Here is a 25,983-nt window from a genome sequence, read left to right on the forward strand (position 1 = left end):
GAGGCCACGGCCATGCATCAACCGAAGGCAGTCCAGCCGATCGTCAGCTTCCAGGACGTCACCAAGAGTTATGGCAGCTTCACGGTGCTCGACCACTTGAACCTGGATGTCACGCCGGGCGAGAAAGTCGCGATCATCGGCCCCAGCGGCTCGGGCAAATCCACGTTGTTGCGGGTGCTGATGACCCTGGAAGGCATCGATGACGGGGTGATCCGCATCGAAGACGACCTGCTGACCCACATGCCCAACCGCAATGGCGTGTTGGTGCCGGCCAATGACCGGCATATCCGTCGCGTGCGCGGCAAGATCGGCATGGTGTTCCAGAGTTTCAACCTGTTCCCGCACATGACCGCGTTGCAGAACGTCATCGAGGCGCCGGTGCAGGTGCTGGGCATGAAGCCTGCCGAAGCCCGTGAGCGAGCAGCGGATCTGCTGGAGCTGGTGGGGCTGGGCAGCAAGCTGGGGCACTACCCTTCGCAGTTGTCCGGTGGACAGCAGCAGCGGGTGGCGATTGCGCGGGCTTTGGCGATGCGGCCGAAGGTCATGCTGTTCGACGAAGTGACTTCGGCGCTCGATCCTGAGTTGTGCGGTGAAGTGCTCAACGTGATCCGCAAGCTCGGCGCCGAGCACAACCTGACGATGCTGATGGTCACTCACCAGATGGGCTTCGCCCGGGAGTTCGCTGATCGCGTGTGCTTCTTCTACAAGGGGCAGATCCACGAACAGGGCACACCAGCGCAGGTCTTCGAGCATCCGCAACAGGAGCGTACGCGTGCGTTTCTCAGTGCAGTGAAAGAAGCTAACTAGGGCCTGTAAGGTTCTAGTCCATTTCCACGGACGGTTTGAAATCCGGCACTGACGGTCTGATCAGATAAACCCAGAACATGGCAAGCCCGTATATATCTGCCCTTCAGACGAACTTGCCATGCACTGTCAATTAAATTCACATGAAACCCTAAACTGCAAAGTGCGACAGGGGTCACAACTATCCAACCCATAAAAAATGCCGAAAACTTCCCGACACTAACATGCGGCGCCCGCCCTTCGGCAACCCAATGATTTAGCACTATTAATACAATTGAAAGCTTATATTGGTGCGCTTTCTGCGCAGCGATTCATCATTTTGATTCCAATCAAAAAAAGAAGGATCGTTGTATGCGTCATTCACGCTTGAGACTTCCCCTGTGCCTGTTATTTACCAGTTTGAGTGTCAGTGCATTCGCGGCCAATGAATTCACTCGCGATTCGGGTGCACCGGTAGGCGATAACCAGAACTCTCAGACAGCAGGTGCCGATGGCCCGGTACTTCTGCAAGATGCCCACCTGATCGAAAAACTTCAGCGTTTCGATCGCGAGCGAATCCCCGAACGCGTGGTTCATGCGCGGGGCACAGGTGCCTACGGCACCTTCGAACCCACCGCAGACATCACCGACCTGACCCGCGCCGAAGTGTTCAAGAGCGGCACGAGTACCCCGGTCTTCGTGCGGTTCAGCACCGTGATGGGGTATCGCGGCGCACCCGAGCAAGCCCGTGATCCGCGAGGCTTCGCCGTCAAGTTCTATACCACCCAGGGCAACTGGGACATGGTTGGCATCAACGTGCCGGTGTTCTTCATCCGTGACGCCATGAAGTTCCCGGACTTCGTCCATGCCAACAAGCCCAGCGCTGTTACCGGTGTGCAGGATCCCAACCTGGCCTTCGACTTCTTCGCCCACAGCCCCGAAGCGACCAACATGCTGACCCACATGTACTCGCTCGAAGGCATGCCCGACTCCTACCGGCACATGAACGGCTCGGCGGTGCATGCCTTCAAGTTCGTCAACGCCCAAGGTGAGGTGCACTACGTCAAGTTCGCCTGGAAGACCCAGCAAGGCCTGCACAGCCTGGAGCCCGGACAGGTGAGCGAGTCCATCGGCAAGGACCCGAACATGATGACCAACGACCTCTATGGCGCGATCAACAAAGGCGACTTCCCCAAGTGGGACCTGTACGTCCAGGTACTCAAGCCCTCTGAACTTGGCCAGTTCGCGTTCAATGCACTGGATGACACCAAGGTCTGGACCGGCGTGGCCGAGCGCAAGGTCGGCACCATGACCTTGAACAAGGTTCCGGACAACTACTTCGAGTCCACTGAAGAGTCCGCGTTTGCCCCCTCCCGCCTGGTGCCAGGTATCGAGGCCTCCGAGGACCGCATGCTGCAAGGCCGCCTGTTCGCCTACGCCGACACCCAGATGTACCGCCTGGGCGCCAACTATCAGCAGATTCCGGTCAACCAGCCGCGTAACAAGGTGAGCAACAACTCGCAGGACGGCGCGATGAACAGCAGCGGTCGCAAGGGCGAGGTCAACTACGAGCCTTCCGGTATCGCCGAAATCCCGCAGGACCCGCAATACAAGTACGCCAGCACCCCGGTCAGTGGCGTCACGCAGCAGTTGGCAATCAAGAAACAGGCGAACTTCCTGCAGGCTGGCGAGTACTACCGCGCCCTCTCCTCCAAGGAAAAGGGGCTGCTGATCGAAGCCCTCAGTGGCGACCTGAACCATGTGACAAACGAAAGCAACAAGTACGCGATGCTCTCGTACTTCTACAAGGCCGACCCGGACTACGGCACTCGCCTGGCCAAGGCCACCCATGCCGATATCAAGCGCGTGGACACCGCCGCCAAGGCATTGGCGAACTGATCAGCCTGTGAGTGGCAAGCCTGCGCTGTCTGATGGCGCAGGCTTGCGGGAGAGTCCCGATGAGCATTGCACGAATCAAGACCAGCCTCGCCGCCGCCGCGGTGCTGCTGCTTCTGGTGATTGGATACCGGCTCTTGCACCTGTTCGTCCCCGGCCTGTGGCTACCTGCCGATACCGAACAGTTCCAGGCGCAGGCTGGAGTCCAGCGCGTCGATCCGCACCTGTACGACAGCCAGTGGTTCGATGCCGCGCGCGCCGGGCGCAGCGACATCACCGATGCGCTGCTCCAGGCCGGATATCCGGTCGACAGCCAGACCAGCCGAGGCCATACCGCGCTGATCCTGGCGACTTATCACGGCGACCTCGACGAAGTGAACGCCCTGTTGCGGGCCCATGCTGACCCCTGCCTTGCCGACAACAATGGCAACACCGCGCTGATGGGGGCGCTGTTCAAAGGTGAAATGGCCATTGCCCGGCGCTTGATCGACCTGTGCCCCATCGATGCAAGCAACAACGATGGCCAGACCGCACTTTCGTTCGCAGCCCTGTTCGGCCGCCTCGACATCCTTGCCGAGCTGGTACGGCACGGTGCCGACCTGCAGCACAGGGATGCCAGGGGCAATACCGCGCTGATGATCAGCGAGTCCCAGGGTAACGATGCGGCGGTTGCGGCCTTGAAGGCCATTGCAGGTCATTGATGGCTATGCCGTTTGAGGTCGTTCCACATTTCCCGCAGCCCGTCCTTTTGTTTGCCAGCAGAGCAAAGATGGGCTGTGGATCAACGAGCCAAGTGTTACACTGCGCCGCTTCAAATCAGCGCTCGATGCGCTGAACATCCGTGACCGCCGCCAGCGCGATACCCGCCTCAGCTTCGCAACCCTGTGCCTGAGGGCTGCGCCATACATTCCCGCAGGACAAGTACTTGATTTCTACAGCCAATATCACGATGCAGTTCGGCTCCAAGCCGCTCTTCGAGAACGTCTCGGTCAAATTCAACAACGGCAACCGCTACGGCCTGATCGGGGCCAACGGCTGCGGCAAGTCGACCTTCATGAAGATCCTCGGTGGCGACCTGGAGCCGTCCGCCGGCCAGGTCATGCTCGAGCCCAACACCCGCCTGGGCAAGCTGCGCCAGGACCAGTTCGCCTACGAGCAGTTCAGCGTCATCGACACGGTGATCATGGGCCACGGCCAACTGTGGAAGGTCAAGGCCGAACGCGACCGCATCTACTCGCTGCCGGAAATGACCGAAGAAGACGGCATGGCCGTCGCCGAGCTTGAAACCGAATTCGCCGAGATGGACGGCTACACCGCCGAATCGCGCGCCGGCGAGCTGCTGCTGGGCCTGGGCATTCCGCTGGAGCAACACTTCGGGCCGATGAGCGAAGTGGCGCCAGGCTGGAAACTGCGGGTGCTGCTGGCACAGGCGCTGTTCTCCGATCCGGACGTGCTGCTGCTCGACGAACCGACCAACCACCTGGACATCAACACCATCCGCTGGCTGGAAAACGTGCTCACCGCACGCAACAGCACCATGGTGATCATTTCCCACGACCGTCACTTCCTCAACAGCGTCTGCACCCACATGGCCGACCTGGACTACGGCGAACTGCGCCTGTTCCCGGGCAACTATGACGAGTACATGACCGCCGCCACCCAGGCGCGCGAGCAGTTGCTGTCGGACAACGCCAAGAAGAAAGCCCAGATCGCCGAGCTGCAGACCTTCGTCAGCCGCTTCTCGGCCAACGCCTCCAAGGCCAAGCAGGCCACTTCGCGCGCCAAGCAGATCGACAAGATCCAGCTGGCCGAGGTCAAGCCGTCGAGCCGGGTCAGCCCGTTCATCCGCTTCGAGCAGACCAAGAAGCTGCACCGCCAGGCCGTGGTCGTGGAAAAGATGGCCAAGGCCTTCGACGACAAGGTGCTGTTCAAGAACTTCGACATTACCGTCGAAGCCGGCGAGCGCGTAGCGATCATCGGCCCCAACGGCATCGGCAAGACCACCTTGCTGCGCACCCTGGTCGGCGAGCTGCAGCCCGATGCAGGCTCGGTCAAGTGGACCGACAGCGCCGAGGTCGGCTACTACGCCCAGGACCACGCCCACGACTTCGAAGACGACGTCACCCTGTTCGACTGGATGGGCCAGTGGACCAGCGGCGAGCAGGTGATTCGCGGCACGCTGGGGCGCATGCTGTTCTCCAACGACGAGATCCTCAAGTCGGTGAAGGTGATTTCCGGGGGTGAACAGGGCCGCATGCTGTTCGGCAAGCTGACCCTGCAAAAACCCAACGTGCTGGTGATGGACGAACCGACCAACCACTTGGACATGGAATCGATCGAAGCGCTGAACCTGGCGCTGGAGAACTATCCAGGCACCCTGCTGTTCGTCAGCCATGACCGTGAGTTCGTGTCGTCGTTGGCCACGCGGATCATCGAGCTGTCGGCCGATGGCGTGGTCGACTTCAGCGGCACCTATGACGACTACCTGCGTAGCCAGGGTGTGGTGATCTAAAGCGGCAAGCCTCATCGAGGCACCGTGCAATGCGGTGCCCGTGAGGCGGCGGTGGTGTTGCTGTGAGAACAAATCCGCCGGTTTACGGCTGATTGCGGGATAAGCTCACGCCTTTCATCATCCCGCCGGCAGACGAATCCTGAACTGCGCCCCACCCAATGACGACTGCGCCACGGTCAGCGTCCCGCCCTGCCCTTCGATCGCCCTGCGGCTGATCGCAAGCCCCAAGCCAAAACCACCGGTACTGCGGTCCCGACTGCGGTCCAGGCGGTAGAACGGCTGGAAGATCCGCTCGCGCTCCTCAGGCGGAATACCGATCCCGTCATCCTCTACCGTCAGCAGGCAAGCGCCATCCGCCTCGAGCTTGAGTCGCAGCAGCAGGCTTTCGTCGCAATAGCGCATGGCATTGCGTACCAGGTTCTGCACCGCCCGCGCGGTCAAGCGAGGATCGAGGACGAAACGTGGCAGCCTGTCGTCAGCGCGCACCTCCCATCTGATCCCGCGACCATCGAGTTCTTCGGCAAAGCTGCCCAGCACACTGTCGACCAGTTCCAGCAACGACACCTCGACCCGCTCGCGGACCTGGTCGGCGTTCTCCAGGCGGCTGTACGACAGCAGCTCAAGCACCAGCTCGTCCAGCTCCCGCACATGCCCCACCAGTTCCAACAAACGCTTGCGGCTGGCCGGCGGCACTTCATCGAACAGCAGCACCAGGCCGAAGTCCAGGCGCGTCAGGGGGGTACGCAGCTCATGCGAGACCGCATTGAGCAGCTCGCGTTGCTGGTTGACCTGGCGCTCCAGGTCGCCTGCCATGGTGTCGAACACTCCGGCCAGCTCGCCGATGTTCGAGCGCGGCGAGATCTGCGTACGCTCCGCCATCTCCCCGCGCCCCAGGCGCCGCGCGGTTTCCTTGAGCCGTTCCAGGTCGCGCCAGTGCGGCCAGACCCACAGCAGCAGGCAACCCAGCATGGCGGCACCGATCAGTACCGTGACGCCCCACGACAACACGTTGATGTCGAGCGGATCCGGCGGCGAGTGCAGGCGCACCAGCCAGTCCTTGTCCAGCGGCGCCAGCACGGTTTCGTAATAGCCCCAGTCGGCGATGCGCACTGCATACAGCCCGTGCTCCAGCCTCGCCCGCTCCTGCGGCGCAAGGTCGGCGGCGTCCATGCGCAGCAGTTGCACTTGCAGGGGCGCGAAGGCCGAGGCCAGGTCCTGCTCCACCGAAGGCCATTGCTCGCGCGGGGCCTGATGGAACTGGCGGACGATCAACGACTGCACGCCCTTGGCCTGATCGAGGTTGTACGCCATGAAGCGTTCATGGAACGCCCCGACGATAGCGTCGGGGATCAGCAGCAAGGCACCGGCATAGGCGACGATGATCACCAGGTACAGGCGCACCAGGATCTTGAGCATGGCGCGTCAGTACTCCCACTCGACCCGGCTGAACAGATAGCCCTTGCCCCACACGGTCTTGATCTTGCGGGCTTCGCCGGCATTGTCGTCGAATTTGCGCCGCAGCTTGGAGATGGCCACGTCTACCGAACGGTCGGTACCGTTGAACTCGATGCCGCGCAGTTGCTGGAGGATGCGGTCGCGGCTGAGCACTTCACCGGCATTGCGTGCCAGCACCACCAACAGGTTGTATTCGCCGCTGGACAGCTCCACCTCGCAGCCGCGCCAGCTCACGCTGCGCTCGGCCAGATTGATGCTCAGGCCACCGACCTGAATCAGCTCGCTATCGAGCCGTGGTTCATTGACATTGCTACGGCGCAGCAAGGTGCGGACCCGGGCCAGCAGTACGCGGGGCTCGCATGGTTTAGTGACGTAGTCGTCGGCGCCCATTTCCAGGCCCAGCACATGGTCATGGCTGTCGTCACGGGCGGTCAGCATCAGGATTGGCAGGCTTTGCGACTCCTGGCGCAGCAGGCGGCACACCTGCAGGCCGTCAAGGCCGGGCAGCATCAGATCGAGCACCACCAGGTCGGGGCGCTGACGACGAAACTCGTCAAGCACATGATCGCCACGGGCGATGACCCGGACGTGGAAGTCGTTGCGCTGCAGGTAGCTGGCAATCAGTTCGGACAGCGCGCTGTCGTCTTCGACCAGAAGGATGTTTGGCATGTGGGTCGTCATGAACAGATAGGCTTGAGACCTTACCGTCGTCATTGCCGGACAAGCCCGCGCCTACAGAGGCTGCGAACACCTGTGGAAGCGGGCTTGTCCGGCGATGGGGCCAGTGCAGTCAGTTGCTCGCAGGATATAGAATCCTACGCTCCACACGGCACGAGCCTTACACTTTTTCACACACGGCCTACACAGCTTAACAGCCCATGCGCGAGCGCCTGCCTTAGCATAGGGGCGATCCTATCCGGAAGATCCGTATGTCCATTCCCTTCTCCAAGCGCCCTTTGGCGATTCTCGCCTTGCTCACACTGGCCCTGACCGGCTGCAACGACGCCCCCGAACAGGACGCGCAGGCACCCGCCCCCCAGGTGCGGGTCGAAACCGTACAGTTGCAAGCCATGGCGATCAGCACCGAACTCAGCGGGCGGATTCTCGCGCCACGCACCGCCGAAGTCCGCGCCCGGGTTGCCGGCGTGGTGCTCAAGCGGGTGTATCGCGAGGGCAGCGACGTCAAGCGGGGCGATGTGCTGTTCCTCATCGACCCGGCGCCGTTCAAGGCGGACCATGACAGTGCCCGCGCCGCGCTGGCCAAGGCCGAAGCCACCTTGTACCAGGCGCGCCTGCAGGAACAACGTTACCGCGAGCTGGTCGACGACAAGGCCGTGAGCCGCCAGGAATATGACAATGCCCGTGCCGCCTTCCTCCAGGCGGACGCCCAGGTTGCCGAAGCCCGGGCCGCCCTCGAACGCGCGCGACTCAACCTGGGCTATGCCACGGTCACCGCACCAATCTCCGGACGGGTTGGCCGCGCGCTGGTCACCGAAGGGGCGCTGGTCGGACAGAACGAAACCACCGCGTTAGCCGTCATCCAGCAACTGGACCCGATCCACGCCGACGTCACCCAGTCGACCCGCGACCTCAACGCCCTGCGCCGCGCCATGCGCGCTGGCGAGCTGCAGCAGGTCGGCCAGGACCAGGCCCGCGCCACCCTGATTCAGGACGACGGCAGTGCCTATCCGCTGCCGGGCAAGCTGCTGTTCTCCGATATCAGCGTCGACCCGAGCACCAACCAGATCACCCTGCGCAGCGAATTCCCCAACCCCGACCTCGATCTGTTGCCTGGCAGCTACGTGCGTGTGCGCCTCGAACAGGCCCTGCAGCCCAAGGGCATCAGCGTGCCGCAGCGGGCGATCCTGCGTGACAGCGCAGGCGTGCCCAAGGTCCTAGTGGTCGACGCCCAGCAGCGCATCGAGGAACGCCAGGTGGTACTGGGCAATGCCCAGGGCGACCGCTGGATCGTCAGCGAAGGCCTGGCCCCCGGCGAACGGGTGGTGATCGAGGGGCTGCAGCACGTCAAGGTCGGCGATCAGGTCCGGGTCGATGCCGACAAGGCCGCCAACCCCATCGTCCAGCGCAACGGCCAGTGAGGGCCTGATCCATGCCGCAATTCTTCATCGACCGCCCGATCTTCGCTTGGGTGGTTGCGTTGTTCATCCTGCTCGCCGGTGCCTTGGCCATCCCGCAATTGCCCGTGGCGCAGTACCCCGATGTCGCGCCGCCGCAAGTGGAGGTGTACGCCGTCTACCCCGGTGCCTCGGCGCAGACCATGGACGAAAGCGTGGTCAGCGTGATCGAGCAGGAGCTCAATGGTGCGGACAACCTGCTGTACTTCGAGTCCCAGAGCAGCCTGGGCAGCGCGACCATCACCGCCACCTTCGAGCCGGGCACCATCCCTGACCTGGCCCAGGTCGATGTACAGAACCGCCTCAAGGTGGTCGAGTCGCGCCTGCCGCGGCCCGTCACGCAGCAAGGCCTGCAGGTGGAAAAAGTCTCCACCGGCTTTTTGCTGCTGGGCACCCTCACCTCCGAGGACGGCAGTTACGACGAGATCGCCCTCAGCGATCTGTTGGCGCGCAATGTGATGAACGAGATTCGCCGCCTCAAAGGTGTCGGCAAGGCACAGTTGTATGGTTCGGAGCGGGCCATGCGCATCTGGATCGACCCGGCGAAGCTGGTCGGCTTCAAGCTCACGCCCCAGGACGTCGCCGACGCCATCGCCGCGCAGAACGCCCAGGTTGCGCCAGGCAGCATCGGAGACCTGCCTGCCCGTGCGACCCAGGAAATCACCGCCAACGTGGTGGTCAAGGGCCAACTGAGCACGCCAGAGGAGTTCGCGGCCATCGTGCTGCGGGCCAACCCGGATGGCTCGGTGGTCACCGTGGGTGACGTGGCGCGGGTCGAGATCGGTGCCCAGGAATACCAGTACGGCACACGCCTGAACGGCAAGCCCACCAGTGCCTTCAGCGTCAAGCTGTCGCCGGGGGCCAACGCCATGGAAACCGCGACCCTGGTACGCCAGAAGATGGATGAGCTGGCACGCTACTTCCCGGCCGGCGTGAAGTACGACATCCCCTACGACACCTCGCCGTTCGTCAAGGTCTCGATCCAGCAGGTCATCAGCACGCTGTTCGAAGCCATGCTGCTGGTGTTTGCGGTGATGTTCCTGTTCCTGCAGAACATCCGCTACACGCTGATCCCTACGCTGGTGGTTCCGGTGGCGCTGATGGGCACCTTCGCGGTGATGCTGGCGTTGGGTTTCTCGATCAACGTGCTGACCCTGTTCGGCATGGTGCTGGCCATCGGCATCCTGGTGGACGACGCCATCGTCGTGGTGGAGAACGTCGAACGGATCATGGCCGAGGAAGGCCTGTCGCCGAAGGCCGCGACGCGCAAGGCCATGGGCCAGATCAGCGGGGCTATCGTCGGCATCACGCTGGTGCTGGTCGCGGTGTTCCTGCCGATGGCCTTCATGAAAGGCTCGGTGGGCGTCATCTACCAGCAGTTCTCGTTGTCGATGGCGGTGTCGATCCTGTTCTCGGCCTTCCTCGCCCTGAGCCTCACCCCGGCACTGTGCGCCACGCTGCTCAAGCCAGTGGCCAAGGGCGAGCATCACGTACGCAAAGGCTTCTTCGGCTGGTTCAACCGCCGCTTCGAGGGCATGAGCAATGGCTACCAACGCTGGGTTGCCCACGCCTTGGCACGTAGCGGGCGCTACCTGTTGCTCTACGGGTTGCTGGTGGCGGTGCTGGCCTATGGCTTCAGCCAGTTGCCCAGCGCTTTCCTGCCGACCGAAGACCAAGGCTACACCATCACCGATATCCAGCTTCCGCCAGGCGCCAGTCGGATGCGTACCGAGCAGGTGGCGGCGCAGATCGAGGCGCACAATGCCGCAGAACCCGGGGTGGGTAACACCACGCTGATTCTCGGTTTCAGCTTCTCAGGCAGCGGGCAGAACGCCGCGCTGGCGTTCACCACGCTGAAGGACTGGTCCGAACGCGGCGCCGACGACAGCGCACAATCGATCGCCGACCGTGCCACCATGGCCTTCGCCGCGCTCAAGGATGCCGTGGCCTATGCCGTGCTGCCGCCGCCAGTCGATGGCCTGGGCGAGTCCACGGGTTTCGAGTTCCGTCTGCAGGATCGCGGCGGCCTGGGTCATGCCGGGCTGATGGCAGCCCGTGACGAACTACTGGCCAACGCACGCACGAGCAAGGTGCTGGCCAACGTGCGCGAGGCATCGTTGGCCGAAAGCCCGCAGGTGCAACTGGAAATCGACCGGCGCCAGGCCAACGCCCTCGGGGTTTCCTTTGCCGACATCGGCGCCGTGCTCAACACCGCGGTGGGCTCGAACTATGTCAACGACTTCCCCAACCTGGGCCGCATGCAGCGCGTGGTGGTGCAGGCCGAGGGTGACCAGCGCAGCCAGGTCGAGGACTTGTTGAAGATCCACGTGCGCAACAGCAGCGGCAAGATGGTGCCACTGGGGGCATTCGTCCAGGCCCGCTGGCTCAGCGGCCCGGTGCAACTGACCCGCTACAACGGCTACCCGGCAGTGTCTATTTCCGGGGAACCGGCAAGCGGCTACAGCTCCGGCGAGGCGATGGCGGAAATCCAGCGCCTGGTCGATCGCCTGCCGACCGGCAGCGCACTGGAATGGACCGGTCTGTCGTTGCAGGAGCGTCTTTCGGGTAGCCAGGCGCCCTTGCTACTGGCCCTGTCGCTGCTGGTGGTGTTCCTGTGCCTGGCAGCGCTCTACGAGAGTTGGTCGATCCCTACCGCAGTGTTGCTGGTGGTTCCGCTGGGTGTGCTCGGCGCCGTGCTTGCGGTAACCCTGCGCGGCATGCCCAACGACGTGTTCTTCAAGGTCGGCCTGATCACCCTGATTGGCCTGTCGGCAAAGAACGCGATCCTGATCATCGAATTCGCCAAGAGCCTGGTGGATCAGGGGGTCGACGCTGCGGATGCGGCGATGCAGGCCGCCCGCCTGCGCCTGCGCCCGATCGTCATGACATCGTTGGCGTTCATCCTCGGCGTCGTGCCGCTGGCCATCGCACGCGGCGCAAGCTCAGCCAGCCAGCAGGCGATCGGCACCGGCGTGATCGGCGGGATGCTCAGCGCGACACTGGCGGTGGTGTTCGTACCGGTGTTCTTCGTGGTGGTGATGCGGTTGGCCGGCAAGCGCCGCGCTGAACCGGATCATGCAGTACCCCACGACGCCTGACTGGACAAGCCAGGCGTTGAATGAGAGGGTTCCGGGCATCGACTGCCCGGGACCCTTTTTCATGCCTGCCGCCCTGCCCCCCTGCTCCATCCTCATCCTCGCCGGTGGCCGCGGCCAACGCATGGGCGGGCGCGACAAGGGCCTGGTGCCATGGCGGGGCCAACCACTGATCGCACACATCCATCGGGTGGTGCGGGGGTTGAGCGACGACCTGGTGATTTCCTGCAACCGCAACCAGGACGCCTATGCCGCCTATGCCGACCAATGCGTGGGCGATGCCGAGGCGGATTATCCCGGGCCTCTGGCTGGTGTCATCGCCGGGCTCAAGGTGGCCAGACACCCGTGGGTGGTGGTGCTGGCCTGCGATTCACCGCGGGTCGACCAGGCGCTGATCGATGGGCTGCGCGGTTTGGCTGCCCGCCATGACAGCGCTGCGATGGTGCGCCAGGGAGGCTATTGGCAGCCGATGTTCAGCGTATTGCCGACGCGCCTGTTGCCACGGCTGGAACAGGCCTGGCAGGCCGGTGAGCGGAGCCTGCAGCGGGCCTTGTCGCGTGAATCGCTGGAGGGGCTGGAATGTGCCGTCGACGATGAGCGGCTCGGCAACTTCAACAGCCCGGAGTGGTTACGCTAACCGGCTGACACCCCACTCAGTTCTTCGATACTGATCTCGCGCATCCGAAACTTCTGCACCTTGCCGGTCACCGTCATCGGAAACTCGTCGACGAAACGGAAATGCCGCGGCACCTTGAAGTGCGCGATACGCGCCTTCGCCCATTCGCGCAACGTCTCGGCGCTGGCGCTGTGCCCCGGATGCAGTCGCACCCAGGCGACGATCTCTTCGCCGTACTTGCTGCACGGAATGCCGATCACCTGCACGTCGGCCACCGCCGGGTGGGTGAAGAAGAACTCCTCCAGCTCACGCGGATAGATGTTCTCCCCGCCGCGAATGATCATGTCCTTGCTCCGCCCGACGATACGCACGAACCCGGCCTCGTCCATCTGCGCCAGGTCGCCGGTGTGCATCCAGCCCTCCTCGTCGATACTCTCGGCGGTAGCCTTCGGGTTGTTCCAGTAGCCGAGCATGACGCTGTAGCCACGCGTGCACAGCTCGCCGATCTCGCCGCGCGGCAGGGTGTTGCCCTCGGCGTCGATGACCTTGCTTTCCAGGCGCGGCTGGGTACGACCCACGCTGGTCACGCGCACTTCCAGTTCGTCCTCCGGGCCGGTCTGCAACGACACCGGACTGGTCTCAGTCATGCCATAGGCGATCTGTATCTCGGCCATGTGCATCTCGCCGATCACCCTTCGCATCACCTCGATCGGGCAGGTGGCGCCAGCCATGATCCCGGTGCGCAGGCTGGAGAGGTCGAATTCGCTGCGACGCGGGTGGTCCAGTTCGGCAATGAACATGGTCGGTACGCCATACAGCGCAGTGGCGCGTTCCTCGGCCACGGCTTGCAGGGTGAGCAAGGGGTCGAAGGCATCGTTGGGGTAGATCAGCGTGCTGCCATGGGTCATGCAGCCGAGGTTGGCCATGACCATGCCGAAGCAGTGGTAGAGCGGCACCGGCACCACCAGGCGGTCATGCTCGGTCAGGCGCAGGCTCTCGCCGACCATGTAACCGTTGTTGAGGATATTGTGGTGGCTGAGCGTCGCACCCTTGGGGAAGCCGGTGGTGCCGGAGGTGTACTGGATATTGATCGGCTCGCACGGGCGCAGGCTCGCCTGACGGCGGCCCAGCGCCTCGACACTGACCTCACCGGCGCGAGCCTGCAGGTCGTACCAGGCGAGAAAGCCTGGCGGCGGCTTTACCGCCAGGCTGATCACCCCGCGCAGCTCCGGCAGGCGCTCGCAGTGCACAGCCCCGGGCTTGCAGGCCGACAATCCGGGCACCAGGTCGCAGAGCATGGCGTGATAGTCGCTGGTCTTGAACGCATCTGCGCAGATCACCCAGCGGCAGCCCGACTGGCTCAGGGCGTAGTCCAGCTCACTGCTGCGGTAGGCCGGGTTGATGTTGACCAGGATTGCACCGATCTTGGCGCTGGCGAACTGGGTGATGCACCACTCGGCGCAATTGGGAGCCCAGATGCCCAGGCGATCGCCCGCTTGTACGCCAAGTGCCATCAGCGCGCGGGCATGCTGGTCGACGGCATCGGCCAACTGGCGCCAGGTGTAGCGCAGTTGCTGGTGACGCACCACCAGGGCCTCGCGGTCGGGGAAACGGGCCACGGTGGCGTCGAAGGCGTCACCGATGCAGTGGTCGAGCAAGGGCTTGTCCGGGTTGCCCTGGGTGTGACTGGGGTGGGTCATAGAGGGGCCTGATATTTATTGTGTTGTTTAGGCGGGCCCTATCGCGGGGCAAGCCCGCTCCCACAGTTACCCCTCAGCCTACAGGGGATACCTGTGGGAGCGGGCCTGCCCCGCGATAGGGCCGTCACAGACGACCGATTACCTGACAAACACCTGCGGCGTAGTGGTCGACATGTCACCCCCTGGCAGCTTGATGTTCTTCACCTTCTCCAGCGTGTTCGGGTCGAACACCGCCAGGTCGTTGAAGGTCCCGCCCAGGTACAGCTTGTCGCCCGCCTTGTCGAAGGTCACGCAGTAGTAGGTATGGTCCAGGTTCGCCGCCTTGACCAGCTTGCGCTGCTTGATGTCGTAGCGGGCCAGGCGGTTGAGCACACCATAGATCTGGTTCGGATCCTTGGGCGAACGCAACCCGGTGAAGTACAGCTCGGTCAGATCGGCGAACTCCTGGGTGTGGGTCTTGCCGGTCTTGAGGTCCACGCTCAGGTAGCCGTACAGCAGCTCGGCGGTCGCCGGGTCCTGTTTTTCATCCTTGAACCGGGCGATGGTATACAGCATCGAGAACTCGTGGCGCGGGCTCTGGTGCGGCCAGAAGTACAGCACGTCCGGTGCGCTGTAGCCCTTGCGGTTCCAGTTGCGCAGCGGCAGCGCCACTTTGTATTGACCGGTCTTGACGTCCATCTTGTAGATATCCGGCCCGGCGACGAACAGGCTGCCATCGTCGGCGGCACGCATCAGGTAGACCTGGCGCGGCATGGGGAAGGTGCGCACCGGCTTGGCCCCTACCCCGTCGGCTGTGCTGAACACCTCCAGGCGTGGCGGCTTGACCACGTAGTGGTCGTTCAACCGCTGGGTCGGATTGACCGTGGCATAGACCTCCTTGCCGTCGGGGCTGATGGCGAAGGAGTACATCGACTTGCCCACCTCGCCCGGCACACTCGACAGGTTGGCGTGGAAGGTGGTCTTGCAGGTGTCCAGGTCGATGCCATAGATATCGGCATAGTGATTGTTGAGGATGTAGGCAGTGCGGTTGTCCGGCGCCATCATCGCCGTGCCCGGGCCGAAGGCGTCCGGCAGGCGACAGCTCTTGAACAGCGTATCGCTGGCCACATCCACCACGTGCAGGTTGTTCGGGTAGTTGGTGGCGATCAGGTACTCATGGCCAGGCTTGAGTGCCGGACCGGCGTCGCCGTCAGTGGCGTGCACGGCCAGTGTCGCGGCGCAGGTGGCGACGCTCAGCGCCAGTTGCGCGCAGAATCCAGGTTTCATGCGGTTTCCCCTTGTCGTTCTTGTCGGGCCGGTCACTTGTCTTTCGGGAATACGGTGCCGAGGTTGCGCCAATCGTCCTGCGAATTGCTCGCCTGGGCGTTCCAGTCCTGGTAGGTGCTCATCATGTCGGGCACCTGGGCCGGCCACCAGCAAGGGTCGGAGCAGCCGTACAGGTCAGCCTCCATGGGCTGGCACAGCGAGCTGACGCCACCAAAGGCGTCCACTTCCCAGCCTGGGTCGGTGGTGGCGGTACAACCGGCCACCGCGCTCATGGCCATGACTTCTTCGACGCGGTCTTCGGCGGCAGCCTGTTCAAGAATGCGCGCCTTGTTGTTCAGGGGCTTCAAGTGCTTCATGTCAGTGCGCCTTGCGAGGAGTGATGTAGCGATCGATGAAGGCCGGGTTGGCGGCCATGATGCGGCTGTAGACCTCGATGCCGAAGTCGACCCAGTCGCGCATCAGTTCGCAGTAGTGGTAGGTCGGGTGCTGCGGGTCGCCGTAGCGCGCGTAGCTCTCGTGATAGCAGCCACCGGAGCACAGGTTGCGAATGCGGCAGCTGTCGCATCCGGTGCCGCTGCGGTCCAGGCGCTGGGACAGGAAATCGTTGAGCTCGACCTGTTTGACCGCCGTGTGCACATTGCCAAAGGTCGGCAGGCTGGAGCCGGTGAAACGGTGGCACAGGTTCAGCTCACCCTCGTGGTCGACCGCCAGCATTTTCAGGCCCGCGCCGCATGGCAGCGCCTTCTTGTGACCCTCGTGGATGTCGGTGATCAGTTGGTGCAGGTTGGAGAAACCGATGTTGCGGTGCTGCAACGCCGCCTCCAGGTACTGACGACCCAACGCCTTCATGTTGGCGAACACCTGCACCAGCTCTTCGCCAGTGAGGTTGAAGTCGGCCATGTCGCCCGATGTCACCGGGGCGAAGCCCACTTCGGCAAAGCCCAGCTCGTTGAACAAGTGGTTCCAGATGGTCTCGACATCGGTGATGCCCCGGGTAAGGGTCACCCTGGCGCCGACCGGGCGGCTGTCATAGCGCGACAGCAGCATGTCGGCCTTGCGCCGCACCACATCGTAGGTGCCCTGCCCGCCCACGGTGATGCGATTGCGGTCGTGCACGGTCTTCGGCCCGTCGATGCTCACCGACAGCCCGAAGCGATGGTCATTGAGCCAATCGACGATCTCCTCGGTGAGCAGCGTGGCGTTGGTGGTCATGATGAACTCCACCTGCTTGCCGGCCTCGGCGAAACGTCGCTCGCAATAGCCGACCATGTGCTCGATCAGCGGCCGGTTGGACAGCGGCTCGCCGCCGAAGAACACCACGCTGTAGCGGGTTTCGTCGGGTGACTCCTTGAGCAGCATCTCCACCGAAGCCTCGGCGGTGGCGGCGCTCATCTTGCGCCCTGCCGAAGGTTTGTCGAGGTCTTCCTTGTAGCAATAGGTACAACTCAGGTTGCAGCCCGTGTTGACGTTGAGCACCACCGTATTGAGCGCGGTGCGCTCGACCTGCTTGAGGGCGATTTCCGGGGTCAGCGGCGAACCGTCGCTGACCAGCTCCAGCGCGATCAGCTCGCGCAGGGTTTCCTGGATATCGTCGCCCGCGAACTGCTCGCCGAGGCGCTGCATCAGCTCTTCGGCCGAGCAGCCCTGCTGGCGCAGGGTGTCGATGATGCCGCCAGTCACCGCGTCGGCGGTGAACAGCGAACTGCTGGGGATATGGAACAGCATGCGGTCGGCATCGACCTGCACTTCATGCAGATTGCGTTCGACCAGATTCAGTAGTGCGCCCATGGTGATCTCCCGATAATCGATCCGTTGGAAAAACCGTGCCTGCCACCCTCAGGGCAGCGGCGGGTTGTTCCAGCGCTGGACGGTGACGATCATGTGGCCTTCACCGGTCTGTCCGCCGTCAGCCAGCGTGGCGATGACTTTCAGGTTGCCGGCGTTGTTGGTCATCATCTTGCGCGCCGGGTTCGGACCGGCACCGCCGGGTACGAACACGCCGTCGGCCTGCATCTGCCCGGCGAACTTGACGTCTTCGTCCTCGACGGCGCGCTCGTTGAACGGCTCGACCTTCCAGGTGGCCGGCAGATAACCAATGCGCAACGGTTGGCCATTGACGTCCTTGCCCCAGGCCTCGGCCTCGAAGCGCCCCTGGACCTTGGGTACCGAAGCACCGTTCTCGCCGATGCGGGCAATGGAGAACGCCGGCACCACCTTGACCTCCTCGACCTTGTCGTAGACCGCAAGATTCACGCCCTTGAGCGTGCCCAGCGTCACCTCGCGCTGGCCAGGTGCTGCATCGGCTGCGGCGCGGGCCTTGAGCCGAACCAGGTTTGGGGTCTGCTCCAGAATCTCGGTCACCTGCACACCGGCACCCAGCTCGGGCTTGCCGGACAAGCCGTTGCCCACCACGGTGATCTCGCGCTCGTCCCCGGCCTTGATGAAGGCCGGCTGCACCGCCAGCAGGCGAGCCTTGCCCTCCTTCGCTGCGGTGAAATCGAGGCCGCGCTCGTCGTGCTCGGCCTCGAACATGCGCCCTTTCATCTCGCCATCGAGGGCCGCGAAGACCTGGCGCATCGTGCTGTCGCCGATCTTCACGTTACCGCGCCACTCATAGCCGTTGTAGAGGATCGCCGAGCCGCTGCCGTTGAACGGCGTGCCGTCGGCGTACTGCCCCTTGACCTCGACCTTGAAACTGTCGCCCTGGTCGGCACTGACCGTCATCACGCCCCGGACATCGCCTTTGGCAAGCATATGACCACTGAACGCCCACTGCCCCGGCAACGCGTCAGCCTTGGGCTTGGCCTTCTGCCACGCGCTCCAGGCGGGGCTATCGAGCGGGAAGCGCTTGGCCAGGTCAGGCACCACCTGCTTGAGGGCGATTTCCAGCCAGTCACGGTCACGTGCCTGGGCCTGATATTCGAGGGACGGCCACTGGCCAAGGTGGAAGTTGACCAGGTGCTCCCATTCCTGCGCAGGGCGCCGCTGCAATGCGACACGGGCACCGGAATGGCAGCGGCCGCAGGTTTCGGCCAGTTGCGTATCGAAGTGTTCGACGGTATTGAGCCGACGTTCCATGGCATAGCGCACGCCATCAGTCTCGCTCGGCGCCAGGCCCTGCTTGTCGGCCAGGTACTTGACCAGGGTGCGGCGCTCGTCGTCGCTGATCTGCAGGCCGTGCATCACCTGCATGCGGGCGATGCTCATCAGCCAGCCTTCAGGGGTCTTGCGCTGGTGGCTGATGCGACTGTAGGCATCGTTGCCCTCGGGGATGTGGCACCCCATGCACTTGTTCTGCAAAATCGCCGGGCCCGGTTCGGCCGCCATGGCCTGGGCGCTCAGCAGGGCGGCGGCGACCAGCGCCAATGTGCCCGCCTGCTGCCGGAGTCGAGTCGTCTTCAAGATCAGACCTCCACGGTGTTGTTCTTATCGTTATCGCACGCTTGGATACCGCCGGTGCATGTGACAGTGGCAATACAGGAAGTGTGCCAGGTGTTTGAAAGTGGCGTTTTTTCAGTGACTTGAGCTGCTTTGAGCGATCTATCCCGGTGAGTTGGGGCGGGTCGGAACGTCCCAATTCGCGACAGGTTGTTTCAGGTTGAGACAGGGGTATCGGTGGTGGTCTTTTCGCGGGCAAGCCCGCTCCCACTGGTTGGTGCAGGATTCAATACCTGTGGGAGCGGGCTTGCCCGCGAAAGGGCCAGTGCGGTCTACCTGTTTCACCACCGTCTCACACCGTCTCAATGTGCAACAGCGCAACCCCGCAATCCACCCTGTGCGCCAGTACAAAAACTAACCCGATCAACGACTTAAGCCCGCCAAGCCACCTTGGCACGGCCATTGCGCCGCCCTTGCCACACTCCAATGACAAGAGGCACCGCCCCATGCTTTCCGACCTGCCCATCCTGCCCGCCACCCAGGCGTTCCTCGCGCGCAAGCTGAAGATGCGCATCGGCGCCGACTGGCAGGACGCTGCCAGTGGCCGCACCTTGAGCTTTCGCAACCCGGCCACCGGCGAAATACTCGGCGAGGTCCCCTCGGCCGACAGCGAGGACGTCGACCGTGCCGTGCGCGCAGCCCGCCAGGCCTTCGACGACTCGCCCTGGAGCCGGATGCGCCCTCGGGAACGGCAGAACCTGCTGTGGCGCCTGGCCGACCTGATGGCCCGTGATGCCCGCGAACTGGCCGAGCTCGAATGCCTGAACAACGGCAAGAGCGCCAACGTCGCCCAGGTCATGGACGTGCAACTGGCCATCGACTTCCTGCGCTACATGGCCGGCTGGGCCACCAAGATCGAGGGCAGCACCGTCGAAGCGTCGATGCCGCTGATGCCCGACGAACAGTTCCACGGTTTCATCCGCCGCGAAGCAGTAGGCGTAGTCGGTGCGATCGTCGCCTGGAACTTCCCGCTGCTGCTGGCCTGCTGGAAACTCGGTCCGGCGCTGGCCACCGGCTGCACCATGGTGCTCAAGCCTGCCGACGAAACTCCGCTGACGGCGCTCAAGCTCGCCGAGCTGGTCAATGAAGCCGGCTACCCGGCAGGCGTGTTCAACGTGGTCACAGGCACCGGGCTCAACGCTGGCGCCGCCCTCAGCCGCCACCCTGGCGTAGACAAGCTCACCTTCACCGGCTCCACCGAAGTCGGCAAGCTGATCGGCAAGGCCGCGATGGACAACATGACCCGCGTCACCCTGGAGCTGGGCGGCAAGTCGCCGACCATCGTCATGCCCGACGCCAACCTGCAGGAAGCCGCCGCCGGCGCGGCGACGGCGATCTTCTTCAACCAGGGGCAGGTGTGCTGTGCAGGGTCGCGCCTGTATGTGCACCGCAAGCATTTCGACAATGTGGTAGCCGACATCGCCGGCATCGCCAACGGCATGAAGCTCGGCAGCGGCCTGGACCCGGCGGTGCAGATGGGGCCGCTGATTTCCGCCAAGCAGCAGGATCGGGTCAGCAGCTACATCGCCTTGGGACGCGAGCTCGGCGCGACCATCGCCTGCGGCGGTGAGCGCTACGGGCCGGGCTACTTCGTCAAGCCGACCGTGATCGTCGATGTCGACCAGCGCCATCGCCTGGTCCAGGAAGAAATCTTCGGCCCGGTGTTGGTGGCGATGCCCTTCGACGATATCGACGAGGTCGTGCGCATGGCCAATGACAACCCTTACGGGCTGGGCGCGAGCATCTGGTCGAACGACCTGGGCGCCGTGCACCGCATGATTCCGCGCATCAAGTCCGGTTCGGTCTGGGTCAACTGCCACAGTGCGCTGGACCCGGCCCTGCCTTTCGGTGGCTACAAACAGTCGGGCGTCGGCCGGGAGATGGGTGCCGCGGCGATCGACTACTACACCGAGCTCAAGTCGGTACTGATCAAGCTCTGAAGCTGAGCTGTCCCGGCCTCTTCGCAGCTTTGCCGGCAAAGAGGCCGACTTCCTGAAAACAACAAGAAAACATGGAGCACACCATGAGGCATCCGCTCGTCTGCACGCTGGCCCTTCTGCTGGCCACTCCCCTCACCCAGGCCCAGGAGCTCTACAACCAGGATGGCACTGTCCTCAACGCCAACCTCGAGGCCTTGTTCGGCATCTTTCACAGTGACGAAAGCTTCAATCAGGCCGGCAACCGCTCGCCTGGCAGCAACAACTGGCGCGAGGGCTACGTCAAATATGGCCTGAGCGCGAGCCAGACCTTGGCCGACACCGGCTCACTGTACAGCGCCTTCAGCCTGCTCAGCTCCGCCACCTGGGGTGACGGCGATGCCGCGGGCCTGACCCTGGGGGACGAACGCCGCACGGCCGTCGAGGATGCCTACCTGGGCTGGCGCTCGGGCACGCTGTTCCCGCTGCTAGGTGAAGACGGCATCGATATTTCCGGCGGCCGCCAGGTGGTCACTTTGGGGGACGGCTTCCTGATCCAGGGCGATCCCGTCAACCTTGGCAAGGTCGACCTGGGTGCCAATTTCAATCGCGGCGGCGCCTACTACCTGGCGGCGCGCAAGGCCTTCGACCGTACCGCCGTGCTGCGCCTGGGCGGCAGCCAGGGCTGGCGTGGCGACCTGATGTGGCTCAAGTCCGATAACCACTATCAAGCCGACAGTTCCATGGCTGTCGCCAACCTGGAGCACGTCGGCGACGCGGGTACCGTTGGCCTGAGCTGGATTCACGGTCTGGATGTGGACCGTCGCTATGCCCAGATCATGGGGCTGGAGCACCGCGATGGCATGGACACCGTCAGTCTGCGCGGGCGCGGCAGCCTTGGGGTCCAGGACCTGGAAGTCGCGGGCGAATATGTCACCCAGGACCAACGAGGCACCCGTGAGAACGCCTGGTACCTGGAAGGCAGCTGGACCTTCTCGCAGCTGCCATGGACACCCACCGCCACCTATCGCTACAGCCGCTTCTCCAAGGACTTCGACCCATTGTTCTACGGGCTCAGCCGGGGTTACGGGACCTGGTTCCAGGGTGAAGTCGCCGCCAACTATGCCGGCCCGTTCAACACCAACACCCAGGTCCATCATGTGGGCTTGAAGGCCAAGCCGCGCGACAACCTGACCCTTGGCGCGCTGTACTTCGATTTCGACACGCTGGACACCGACCAGGGCAATGTCGGCGGGCGGGAACTGGACCTGTATGTGGAATGGATGGTCAACGATCACCTGCTGGTCAGCCCGGTGCTGGGCTTCTACAAGCCTGAGCGCAGTGCCGACAATGGCGGCATGCAGCTGGGTAGTCGGGATACCGGGACCTATCTGCAACTGGTGATCGGGACTTTCTTCTGAGCCTTCGCCAAGCGTCGTGCAGGCGCTTGGTTACTCACAAAAGCATACCCGCCCCTCAGCGATAACCCTGCTCCAGTAACCAGCGCCGCACCATCGCTTGTGCTTGCTCAGGCGTGTCCGCCAGCGCCTCGAGCAGACCCGAACCCGCCTGCAGGGCCCGTACAACCGGCGCCAGTTCGATGCCCTGCAGGTGCCATACCCCCAGCGGCTGGTCGGCCGTCACCACCACCTCGGCCTCGTCCACCCAGCCTTCGCGCAACACTGGCCTGCGTTCAACTCGAACCGCCTGCCAGTTTGCGGCCTGGTGCATGCCCTGGTCATCAGGCCATCTCTGGCGCGGTACCCAGAACCCCGCGTCGGCATGTCTTTGTTCCAGTCGATAGAAATCCCGCCCTGTGCGGGCAAAACGCAGGAACAACTGCTCGACCCGTTGCTGGTGGAAGCGTTGCGCCAACGCCGACCGCTCCGGTCGCCTCAACAAGGTGTTGATCACCACCGGCGCCTGCAAGGCCGACGACAGTGACTGGAAGATCCCGTTGCCCGACAGAGGATCGACGGCCATCGCCGCATCCCCCACCCGCAGCCAGTCCGCGCCGGCACACGCGCCGGCAAGAATCGCCGTGCTGCTGCGTGCATGCACCTGAGCGGGCTCCAACGCTTGGGTATCGAACAACTGTGCGACCCCTGCCGACTGCCGCCGCCGGGCCGCGCAATACTCCCCCAGTGCCGCCCTGCCCGGCAGCGAGGCCGCGCTGGCATCGAGGGTGATCTGCCAGTAGCAACGCCCGTCTGCCAGGCGCGCCATCCATGCCCAGCCATCATCGAGGCTTTCCACTGCAGAAGCTGGCGGGCCGCCTGCTGTCGATTGCCAGAGGTTGAGCAGGCTGACGGTTTCCGGGCCGCGCAGGCGGCTGGCAGGCAGGGGCGCCTGGCGACCACGGGCTTCGACCAGAAAATCGCCGTGCAGCACCTGGCCGTCGTCGAGCTGCACCCGGTGTCGCCCGTCCTGCGTCAGCTCGCGGACACGCCCGTGAATGACATGCACCCCGGCGCGCAGCAGATCCTCGCGCAACGCTCGATCGAAGCGCGCACGATCGAGCAGGAACTCCTGATTCATCTGCATCCGTTCGCCGTTCCATTGCACCTGACGCGCGGCAGCGATCGTCGCCACCCCCAACGCCAGGCCAAGCCCTGCGTGGCGCAGGCCGTCCAACACCCGCTGCGATACCCCTTCGACGGCATCGAAACGGCGCCACTCCGAAACCAGCCTGACCGCATAGCCCATGCGCCGCAGGCCTATGGCGGTTGCGGCCCCGGCAGGGCCTGCACCAAGCACGAGGATCTGCGGGTCACGGCTCATCGACACCTCGACGCTCAGGCCCGACGAAAGCCGCATGCGCCTGCAGCCAGGCACGTAGCTGTGCAGGTTGCAGCTCGGGATGCTCGCGTAACAGTGCGCACATTCGCCCGGTCAAGGCCGCGCACGCCAGGCTGGCCCCTGCCTGGGCATTCCCCCCCACCGGCGCGCCGAAGTCGGCCTGCGCCGTGCCCAGCCATGACCACTGGCCTGCGCGGCAACGGGCATCGCCCGTGATGCGCAGCACGTTCGGGTAGCTGGCCGGATACACCGCAGCGCCACGGGCCGGGCTGGCCGCGCACAACACGACGCCGGCAGCCTGGGCGGCGGCGCAGGCCTGGCGCAGCACGGGACGGTCCTGCTGCAGCCCCAGGCTCAGATTGACCAGAGTGGCGCCCTGCTCCACCAGCCACAGCAATGCTGCAGCCACCTGCAAGGCGCTGGTCCGTCCTTGGTCGCTGAACACCTGGGCTACCAGCACCGGTACATCACCGGCCCCCTCGCGCAGGCACTCCAGGACCGCACGTCCATGGCCAAGGGCATCAGGCTGCGCCTCGCCCTCCTGGAGCAGTCCGTCTTGCAGCCAGAAGCGCCGCGCGGCCACCACTGTCGACATTTGCGACAAGGTGCAGCCGCTGTCGATCACCCCCAAACGCAGTTCAATGGCCATGGTCGACCCGTATCTGCTGCAGAACCCGCAACTGGCCGCCCTGCAACTGCAGATGCAGGTCTGCATCGGCCAGGGTCGACAGCCTGTGGCTGATGAGAATGCGCGTGCGCCCGGCAAACAACTGGTCGATCGCGGCAATCACCTCGCGCTCGGTCGCCTCGTCCACGGCCGAGGTGGCTTCGTCCAGTACCAGGATCGCCGGATCCTGTAGCAGGGCGCGGGCGATGGCGATACGTTGCTTCTGCCCGCCGGACAACTGCTGGCCGCGCTCACCGAGGGCGCCGTCGAGCCCCATCGGCAGGCTTTGCACCAGGCTCTCCAGGCGGGTCAGGCGCACCACCTGCTCCAGTGCGCTGCGGCTGGCGTCAGGTGTGCTGTAGGCCAGGTTCTGAGCCAGGGTGCCACGAAACAGTACGATGTCCTGGCTGACCACCGCGATGCGACGGCGCAGTGCAGCCAGGTCGAGTTGGCGCAGGTCGACACCGTCGAGCAGGATACGCCCACGATCCGGGTCGTAAAAACGCTGCAGCAGGTCGATCAGGGTCGACTTGCCCACCCCTGACGCACCGCTGATGGCCACCTTCAGCCCACCCGCGACGGTGATATCGACCTGATCGAGCACTGCCCCTTGGCGGCCCTCATGAGCGAAGCCAACGCCTTCCAGGCGCAATTCACCCGGCCCGTCGGGCATCGGCCTGGGCACCTGCGGCTCGGTGACCGCCACCGGTTCGCGCTTGAGTTCCATGACCCGCCCCAGGCTCACCGCCATCCGTTGCACCGCGACATACAGGCCAAGCAAGCTCTGCACCGGCCCCACCGCCATGCCCAGGTAGGTCGAGAAGGCGATCAGCGCACCCAGTTGCCATGTGCCCTGGATTACCCACCAGCCGCCTACCAGAAAGGCACAGGCGCGACACCATGAAGTCAGGGTGCCGGGCACGGCCTGGGTGAAGAATTCGGTGATCTGTACCTTGAGCAGTTGCTTCATGTAGCCCTGCCCCAGCTGGTCCAGGCGCCCCGCTTCACGCCCCTGCTGCCCGGCGGCCTGGATGAACTTCATCGCAGGCAGCGTCTCGACCAGGAACGACGACACGTCCGCCGAGCGCTCACGCAGGCTGCGCACTTCGCGTTCGACCTTGCGCCGCATCCAACGCAACCACAGCACCTCGATCGGTACGAGCAAGGCCAGCAACAACGACAGTCGCCACGACAACATCAGCATCAAGGCCACCGCGCCAAACAGGCCGATGACGCTGGAGACGGCCGCGAACAGCGAATCCACGGCAAAACGCTGGATCTCGGCGACATCGCCGTCCAGGCGCGAAAGGATATCGCCCGTACGGCGTCGCCCATAGAACGTCGGCGACAGTTGCTGCAAGTGTCGATAGAGGTCGTCGCGCAAGGCGAACAGGATGCGCCCCGACAAGCGCGTATGCAGGTAGCGGTTGACCCCCGACAGCACGGTACCCAGCACCCCGGCACCGATCATCAACGCCGCCATGTGCCAGAGCGTCTGGTAATCGCGTGCCAGCAGGCCCTCGTCGATCAAGGTCTTGACCAGCCAGGGCTGGGCCAGGGCCAGCAGCGAAGCGACCAGCGACAACCCCAGCAACACGGCGATGGCCCGGCGCTGGGGCCGCACGAAACCGTACAGCCAGGCCAGGGCCTGGCGCATGAGCACGGGGTCGCCAGACTCGATCAGGCGCGAGAACACTCCGCCCAT

19 protein-coding genes and 1 pseudogene are annotated in these 25,983 nt (G+C 64.1%); 10 read left to right on the top strand and 10 right to left on the bottom strand.

All coding sequences use genetic code 11. The features are described 5' to 3' along the window. Positions 1-12 precede the first annotated feature (12 nt). The 5 genes and pseudogenes from ehuA to IAE40_RS01515 all read left to right on the top strand — a co-directional run bounded on the left by ehuA (position 13) and on the right by IAE40_RS01515 (position 5,191). Positions 13-807, top strand: a complete 795-nt coding sequence (gene ehuA / locus IAE40_RS01500; RefSeq protein WP_200602498.1) for an ectoine/hydroxyectoine ABC transporter ATP-binding protein EhuA — start codon at positions 13-15, stop codon at positions 805-807. Positions 808-1,155: 348 nt separating this feature from the next. Beyond that, positions 1,156-2,682: a catalase gene (locus IAE40_RS01505; protein WP_200602499.1), complete on the top strand. Its 1,527-nt coding sequence runs from the start codon at positions 1,156-1,158 to the stop codon at positions 2,680-2,682. 59 nt (positions 2,683-2,741) lie between these two features. Further along, positions 2,742-3,380, top strand: a complete 639-nt coding sequence (locus tag IAE40_RS01510) for an ankyrin repeat domain-containing protein (protein ID WP_200602500.1) — start codon at positions 2,742-2,744, stop codon at positions 3,378-3,380. A 73-nt stretch (positions 3,381-3,453) separates the two neighbouring features. Then, a pseudogene (locus IAE40_RS25915) lies at positions 3,454-3,570 on the top strand (integrase); the annotation flags it as partial. 34 nt (positions 3,571-3,604) lie between these two features. Further along, a complete protein-coding gene (locus tag IAE40_RS01515; RefSeq protein WP_054891347.1) occupies positions 3,605-5,191 on the top strand; it encodes an ABC-F family ATPase in 1,587 nt (528 codons plus the stop codon). A 117-nt stretch (positions 5,192-5,308) separates the two neighbouring features. On the opposite strand, the gene IAE40_RS01520 is transcribed toward IAE40_RS01515, so the two are convergent. Further along, complete coding sequence (locus IAE40_RS01520; protein ID WP_063544840.1) at positions 5,309-6,607, bottom strand: ATP-binding protein; 1,299 nt, start codon at positions 6,605-6,607, stop codon at positions 5,309-5,311. Between the two features lie 6 nt (positions 6,608-6,613). Next, positions 6,614-7,315 (bottom strand): response regulator transcription factor, encoded by a 702-nt coding sequence (locus tag IAE40_RS01525; RefSeq protein ID WP_125929842.1) that lies wholly within the window; start codon positions 7,313-7,315, stop codon positions 6,614-6,616. Positions 7,316-7,575: 260 nt separating this feature from the next. Between IAE40_RS01525 and IAE40_RS01530 the strand changes: the two genes are divergently transcribed. The 3 genes from IAE40_RS01530 (at position 7,576) to mobA (ending at position 12,513) form a co-directional block, all read left to right on the top strand. Continuing rightward, the gene (locus tag IAE40_RS01530) at positions 7,576-8,745 is read left to right on the top strand and encodes an efflux RND transporter periplasmic adaptor subunit (protein WP_153773589.1); all 1,170 of its coding nucleotides are present in this window, start codon (positions 7,576-7,578) and stop codon (positions 8,743-8,745) included. 11 nt (positions 8,746-8,756) lie between these two features. Further along, a complete protein-coding gene (locus tag IAE40_RS01535; protein WP_125929841.1) occupies positions 8,757-11,879 on the top strand; it encodes an efflux RND transporter permease subunit in 3,123 nt (1,040 codons plus the stop codon). Positions 11,880-11,940: 61 nt separating this feature from the next. Beyond that, positions 11,941-12,513, top strand: a complete 573-nt coding sequence (mobA, locus tag IAE40_RS01540) for a molybdenum cofactor guanylyltransferase MobA (protein WP_197889666.1) — start codon at positions 11,941-11,943, stop codon at positions 12,511-12,513. Here the strand turns inward: mobA and IAE40_RS01545 are convergent. From IAE40_RS01545 to peaA, 5 genes are all read right to left on the bottom strand, one after another. After that, the gene (locus IAE40_RS01545; RefSeq protein ID WP_200602501.1) at positions 12,510-14,192 is read right to left on the bottom strand and encodes a fatty acid CoA ligase family protein; all 1,683 of its coding nucleotides are present in this window, start codon (positions 14,190-14,192) and stop codon (positions 12,510-12,512) included. The genes mobA and IAE40_RS01545 overlap by 4 nt on opposite strands. A 138-nt stretch (positions 14,193-14,330) precedes the next feature. Continuing rightward, positions 14,331-15,458 carry a quinohemoprotein amine dehydrogenase subunit beta gene (gene peaD / locus IAE40_RS01550; RefSeq protein WP_153773585.1) on the bottom strand — a complete coding sequence of 376 codons (1,128 nt, stop codon included), beginning with the start codon at positions 15,456-15,458 and terminating at the stop codon, positions 14,331-14,333. Positions 15,459-15,490: 32 nt separating this feature from the next. Next, positions 15,491-15,814, bottom strand: a complete 324-nt coding sequence (gene qhpC, locus IAE40_RS01555) for a quinohemoprotein amine dehydrogenase subunit gamma (RefSeq protein WP_054891339.1) — start codon at positions 15,812-15,814, stop codon at positions 15,491-15,493. Position 15,815: 1 nt separating this feature from the next. Further along, on the bottom strand, positions 15,816-17,246 hold the full coding sequence (gene peaB, locus IAE40_RS01560; RefSeq protein WP_200602502.1) for a quinohemoprotein amine dehydrogenase maturation protein: 1,431 nt from the start codon (positions 17,244-17,246) through the stop codon (positions 15,816-15,818). A gap of 48 nt (positions 17,247-17,294) precedes the next feature. Then, positions 17,295-18,860, bottom strand: a complete 1,566-nt coding sequence (gene peaA / locus IAE40_RS01565; protein ID WP_200602503.1) for a quinohemoprotein amine dehydrogenase subunit alpha — start codon at positions 18,858-18,860, stop codon at positions 17,295-17,297. 482 nt (positions 18,861-19,342) lie between these two features. On the opposite strand from peaA, the gene IAE40_RS01570 reads away from it, so the two are divergent. Both IAE40_RS01570 and IAE40_RS01575 read left to right on the top strand, forming a co-directional pair. After that, positions 19,343-20,836, top strand: coding sequence for an aldehyde dehydrogenase family protein (locus IAE40_RS01570; protein ID WP_200602504.1), 1,494 nt, complete (start codon positions 19,343-19,345; stop codon positions 20,834-20,836). Between the two features lie 83 nt (positions 20,837-20,919). Then, positions 20,920-22,233 (top strand): hypothetical protein, encoded by a 1,314-nt coding sequence (locus tag IAE40_RS01575; RefSeq protein WP_200602505.1) that lies wholly within the window; start codon positions 20,920-20,922, stop codon positions 22,231-22,233. A 55-nt stretch (positions 22,234-22,288) separates the two neighbouring features. On the opposite strand, the gene qhpG is transcribed toward IAE40_RS01575, so the two are convergent. The 3 genes from qhpG to IAE40_RS01590 are packed head-to-tail and all read right to left on the bottom strand — an operon-like array spanning position 22,289 to position 25,983. Beyond that, the gene (gene qhpG, locus IAE40_RS01580; RefSeq protein WP_234465021.1) at positions 22,289-23,629 is read right to left on the bottom strand and encodes a flavin-dependent monooxygenase QhpG; all 1,341 of its coding nucleotides are present in this window, start codon (positions 23,627-23,629) and stop codon (positions 22,289-22,291) included. Next, positions 23,583-24,260: a subtilisin-like serine protease QhpE gene (gene qhpE / locus IAE40_RS01585; protein WP_200602506.1), complete on the bottom strand. Its 678-nt coding sequence runs from the start codon at positions 24,258-24,260 to the stop codon at positions 23,583-23,585. The genes qhpG and qhpE overlap by 47 nt, the downstream gene beginning before the upstream one ends. Then, entirely contained in the window at positions 24,250-25,983 is a 1,734-nt protein-coding gene (locus IAE40_RS01590; RefSeq protein WP_200602507.1) for an ABC transporter ATP-binding protein, read from the bottom strand. Before IAE40_RS01590 ends, qhpE begins: the two co-directional genes overlap by 11 nt.

Source organism: Pseudomonas sp. S44 (assembly GCF_016624805.1).
Lineage (GTDB): Bacteria > Pseudomonadota > Gammaproteobacteria > Pseudomonadales > Pseudomonadaceae > Aquipseudomonas > Aquipseudomonas machongensis.

Bases quoted from the DNA above. Each gene is read 5' to 3' on its own strand.
- IAE40_RS01570 (WP_200602504.1), top strand. From the start codon at position 19,343: ATGCTTTCCGACCTGCCCATCCTGCCCGCCACCCAGGCGTTCCTCGCG.
- IAE40_RS01545 (WP_200602501.1), bottom strand. From the start codon at position 14,192: ATGACCCACCCCAGTCACACCCAGGGCAACCCGGACAAGCCCTTGCTC.
- IAE40_RS01535 (WP_125929841.1), top strand. From the start codon at position 8,757: ATGCCGCAATTCTTCATCGACCGCCCGATCTTCGCTTGGGTGGTTGCG.
- ehuA (WP_200602498.1), top strand. From the start codon at position 13: ATGCATCAACCGAAGGCAGTCCAGCCGATCGTCAGCTTCCAGGACGTC.
- qhpC (WP_054891339.1), bottom strand. From the start codon at position 15,814: ATGAAGCACTTGAAGCCCCTGAACAACAAGGCGCGCATTCTTGAACAG.
- IAE40_RS01575 (WP_200602505.1), top strand. From the start codon at position 20,920: ATGAGGCATCCGCTCGTCTGCACGCTGGCCCTTCTGCTGGCCACTCCC.
- IAE40_RS01510 (WP_200602500.1), top strand. From the start codon at position 2,742: ATGAGCATTGCACGAATCAAGACCAGCCTCGCCGCCGCCGCGGTGCTG.
- IAE40_RS01590 (WP_200602507.1), bottom strand. From the start codon at position 25,983: ATGGGCGGAGTGTTCTCGCGCCTGATCGAGTCTGGCGACCCCGTGCTC.
- IAE40_RS01525 (WP_125929842.1), bottom strand. From the start codon at position 7,315: ATGCCAAACATCCTTCTGGTCGAAGACGACAGCGCGCTGTCCGAACTG.
- qhpG (WP_234465021.1), bottom strand. From the start codon at position 23,629: ATGCGGCTTTCGTCGGGCCTGAGCGTCGAGGTGTCGATGAGCCGTGAC.
- qhpE (WP_200602506.1), bottom strand. From the start codon at position 24,260: ATGGCCATTGAACTGCGTTTGGGGGTGATCGACAGCGGCTGCACCTTG.
- peaD (WP_153773585.1), bottom strand. From the start codon at position 15,458: ATGAAACCTGGATTCTGCGCGCAACTGGCGCTGAGCGTCGCCACCTGC.
- mobA (WP_197889666.1), top strand. From the start codon at position 11,941: ATGCCTGCCGCCCTGCCCCCCTGCTCCATCCTCATCCTCGCCGGTGGC.
- IAE40_RS01520 (WP_063544840.1), bottom strand. From the start codon at position 6,607: ATGCTCAAGATCCTGGTGCGCCTGTACCTGGTGATCATCGTCGCCTAT.
- IAE40_RS01530 (WP_153773589.1), top strand. From the start codon at position 7,576: ATGTCCATTCCCTTCTCCAAGCGCCCTTTGGCGATTCTCGCCTTGCTC.
- peaB (WP_200602502.1), bottom strand. From the start codon at position 17,246: ATGGGCGCACTACTGAATCTGGTCGAACGCAATCTGCATGAAGTGCAG.
- IAE40_RS01505 (WP_200602499.1), top strand. From the start codon at position 1,156: ATGCGTCATTCACGCTTGAGACTTCCCCTGTGCCTGTTATTTACCAGT.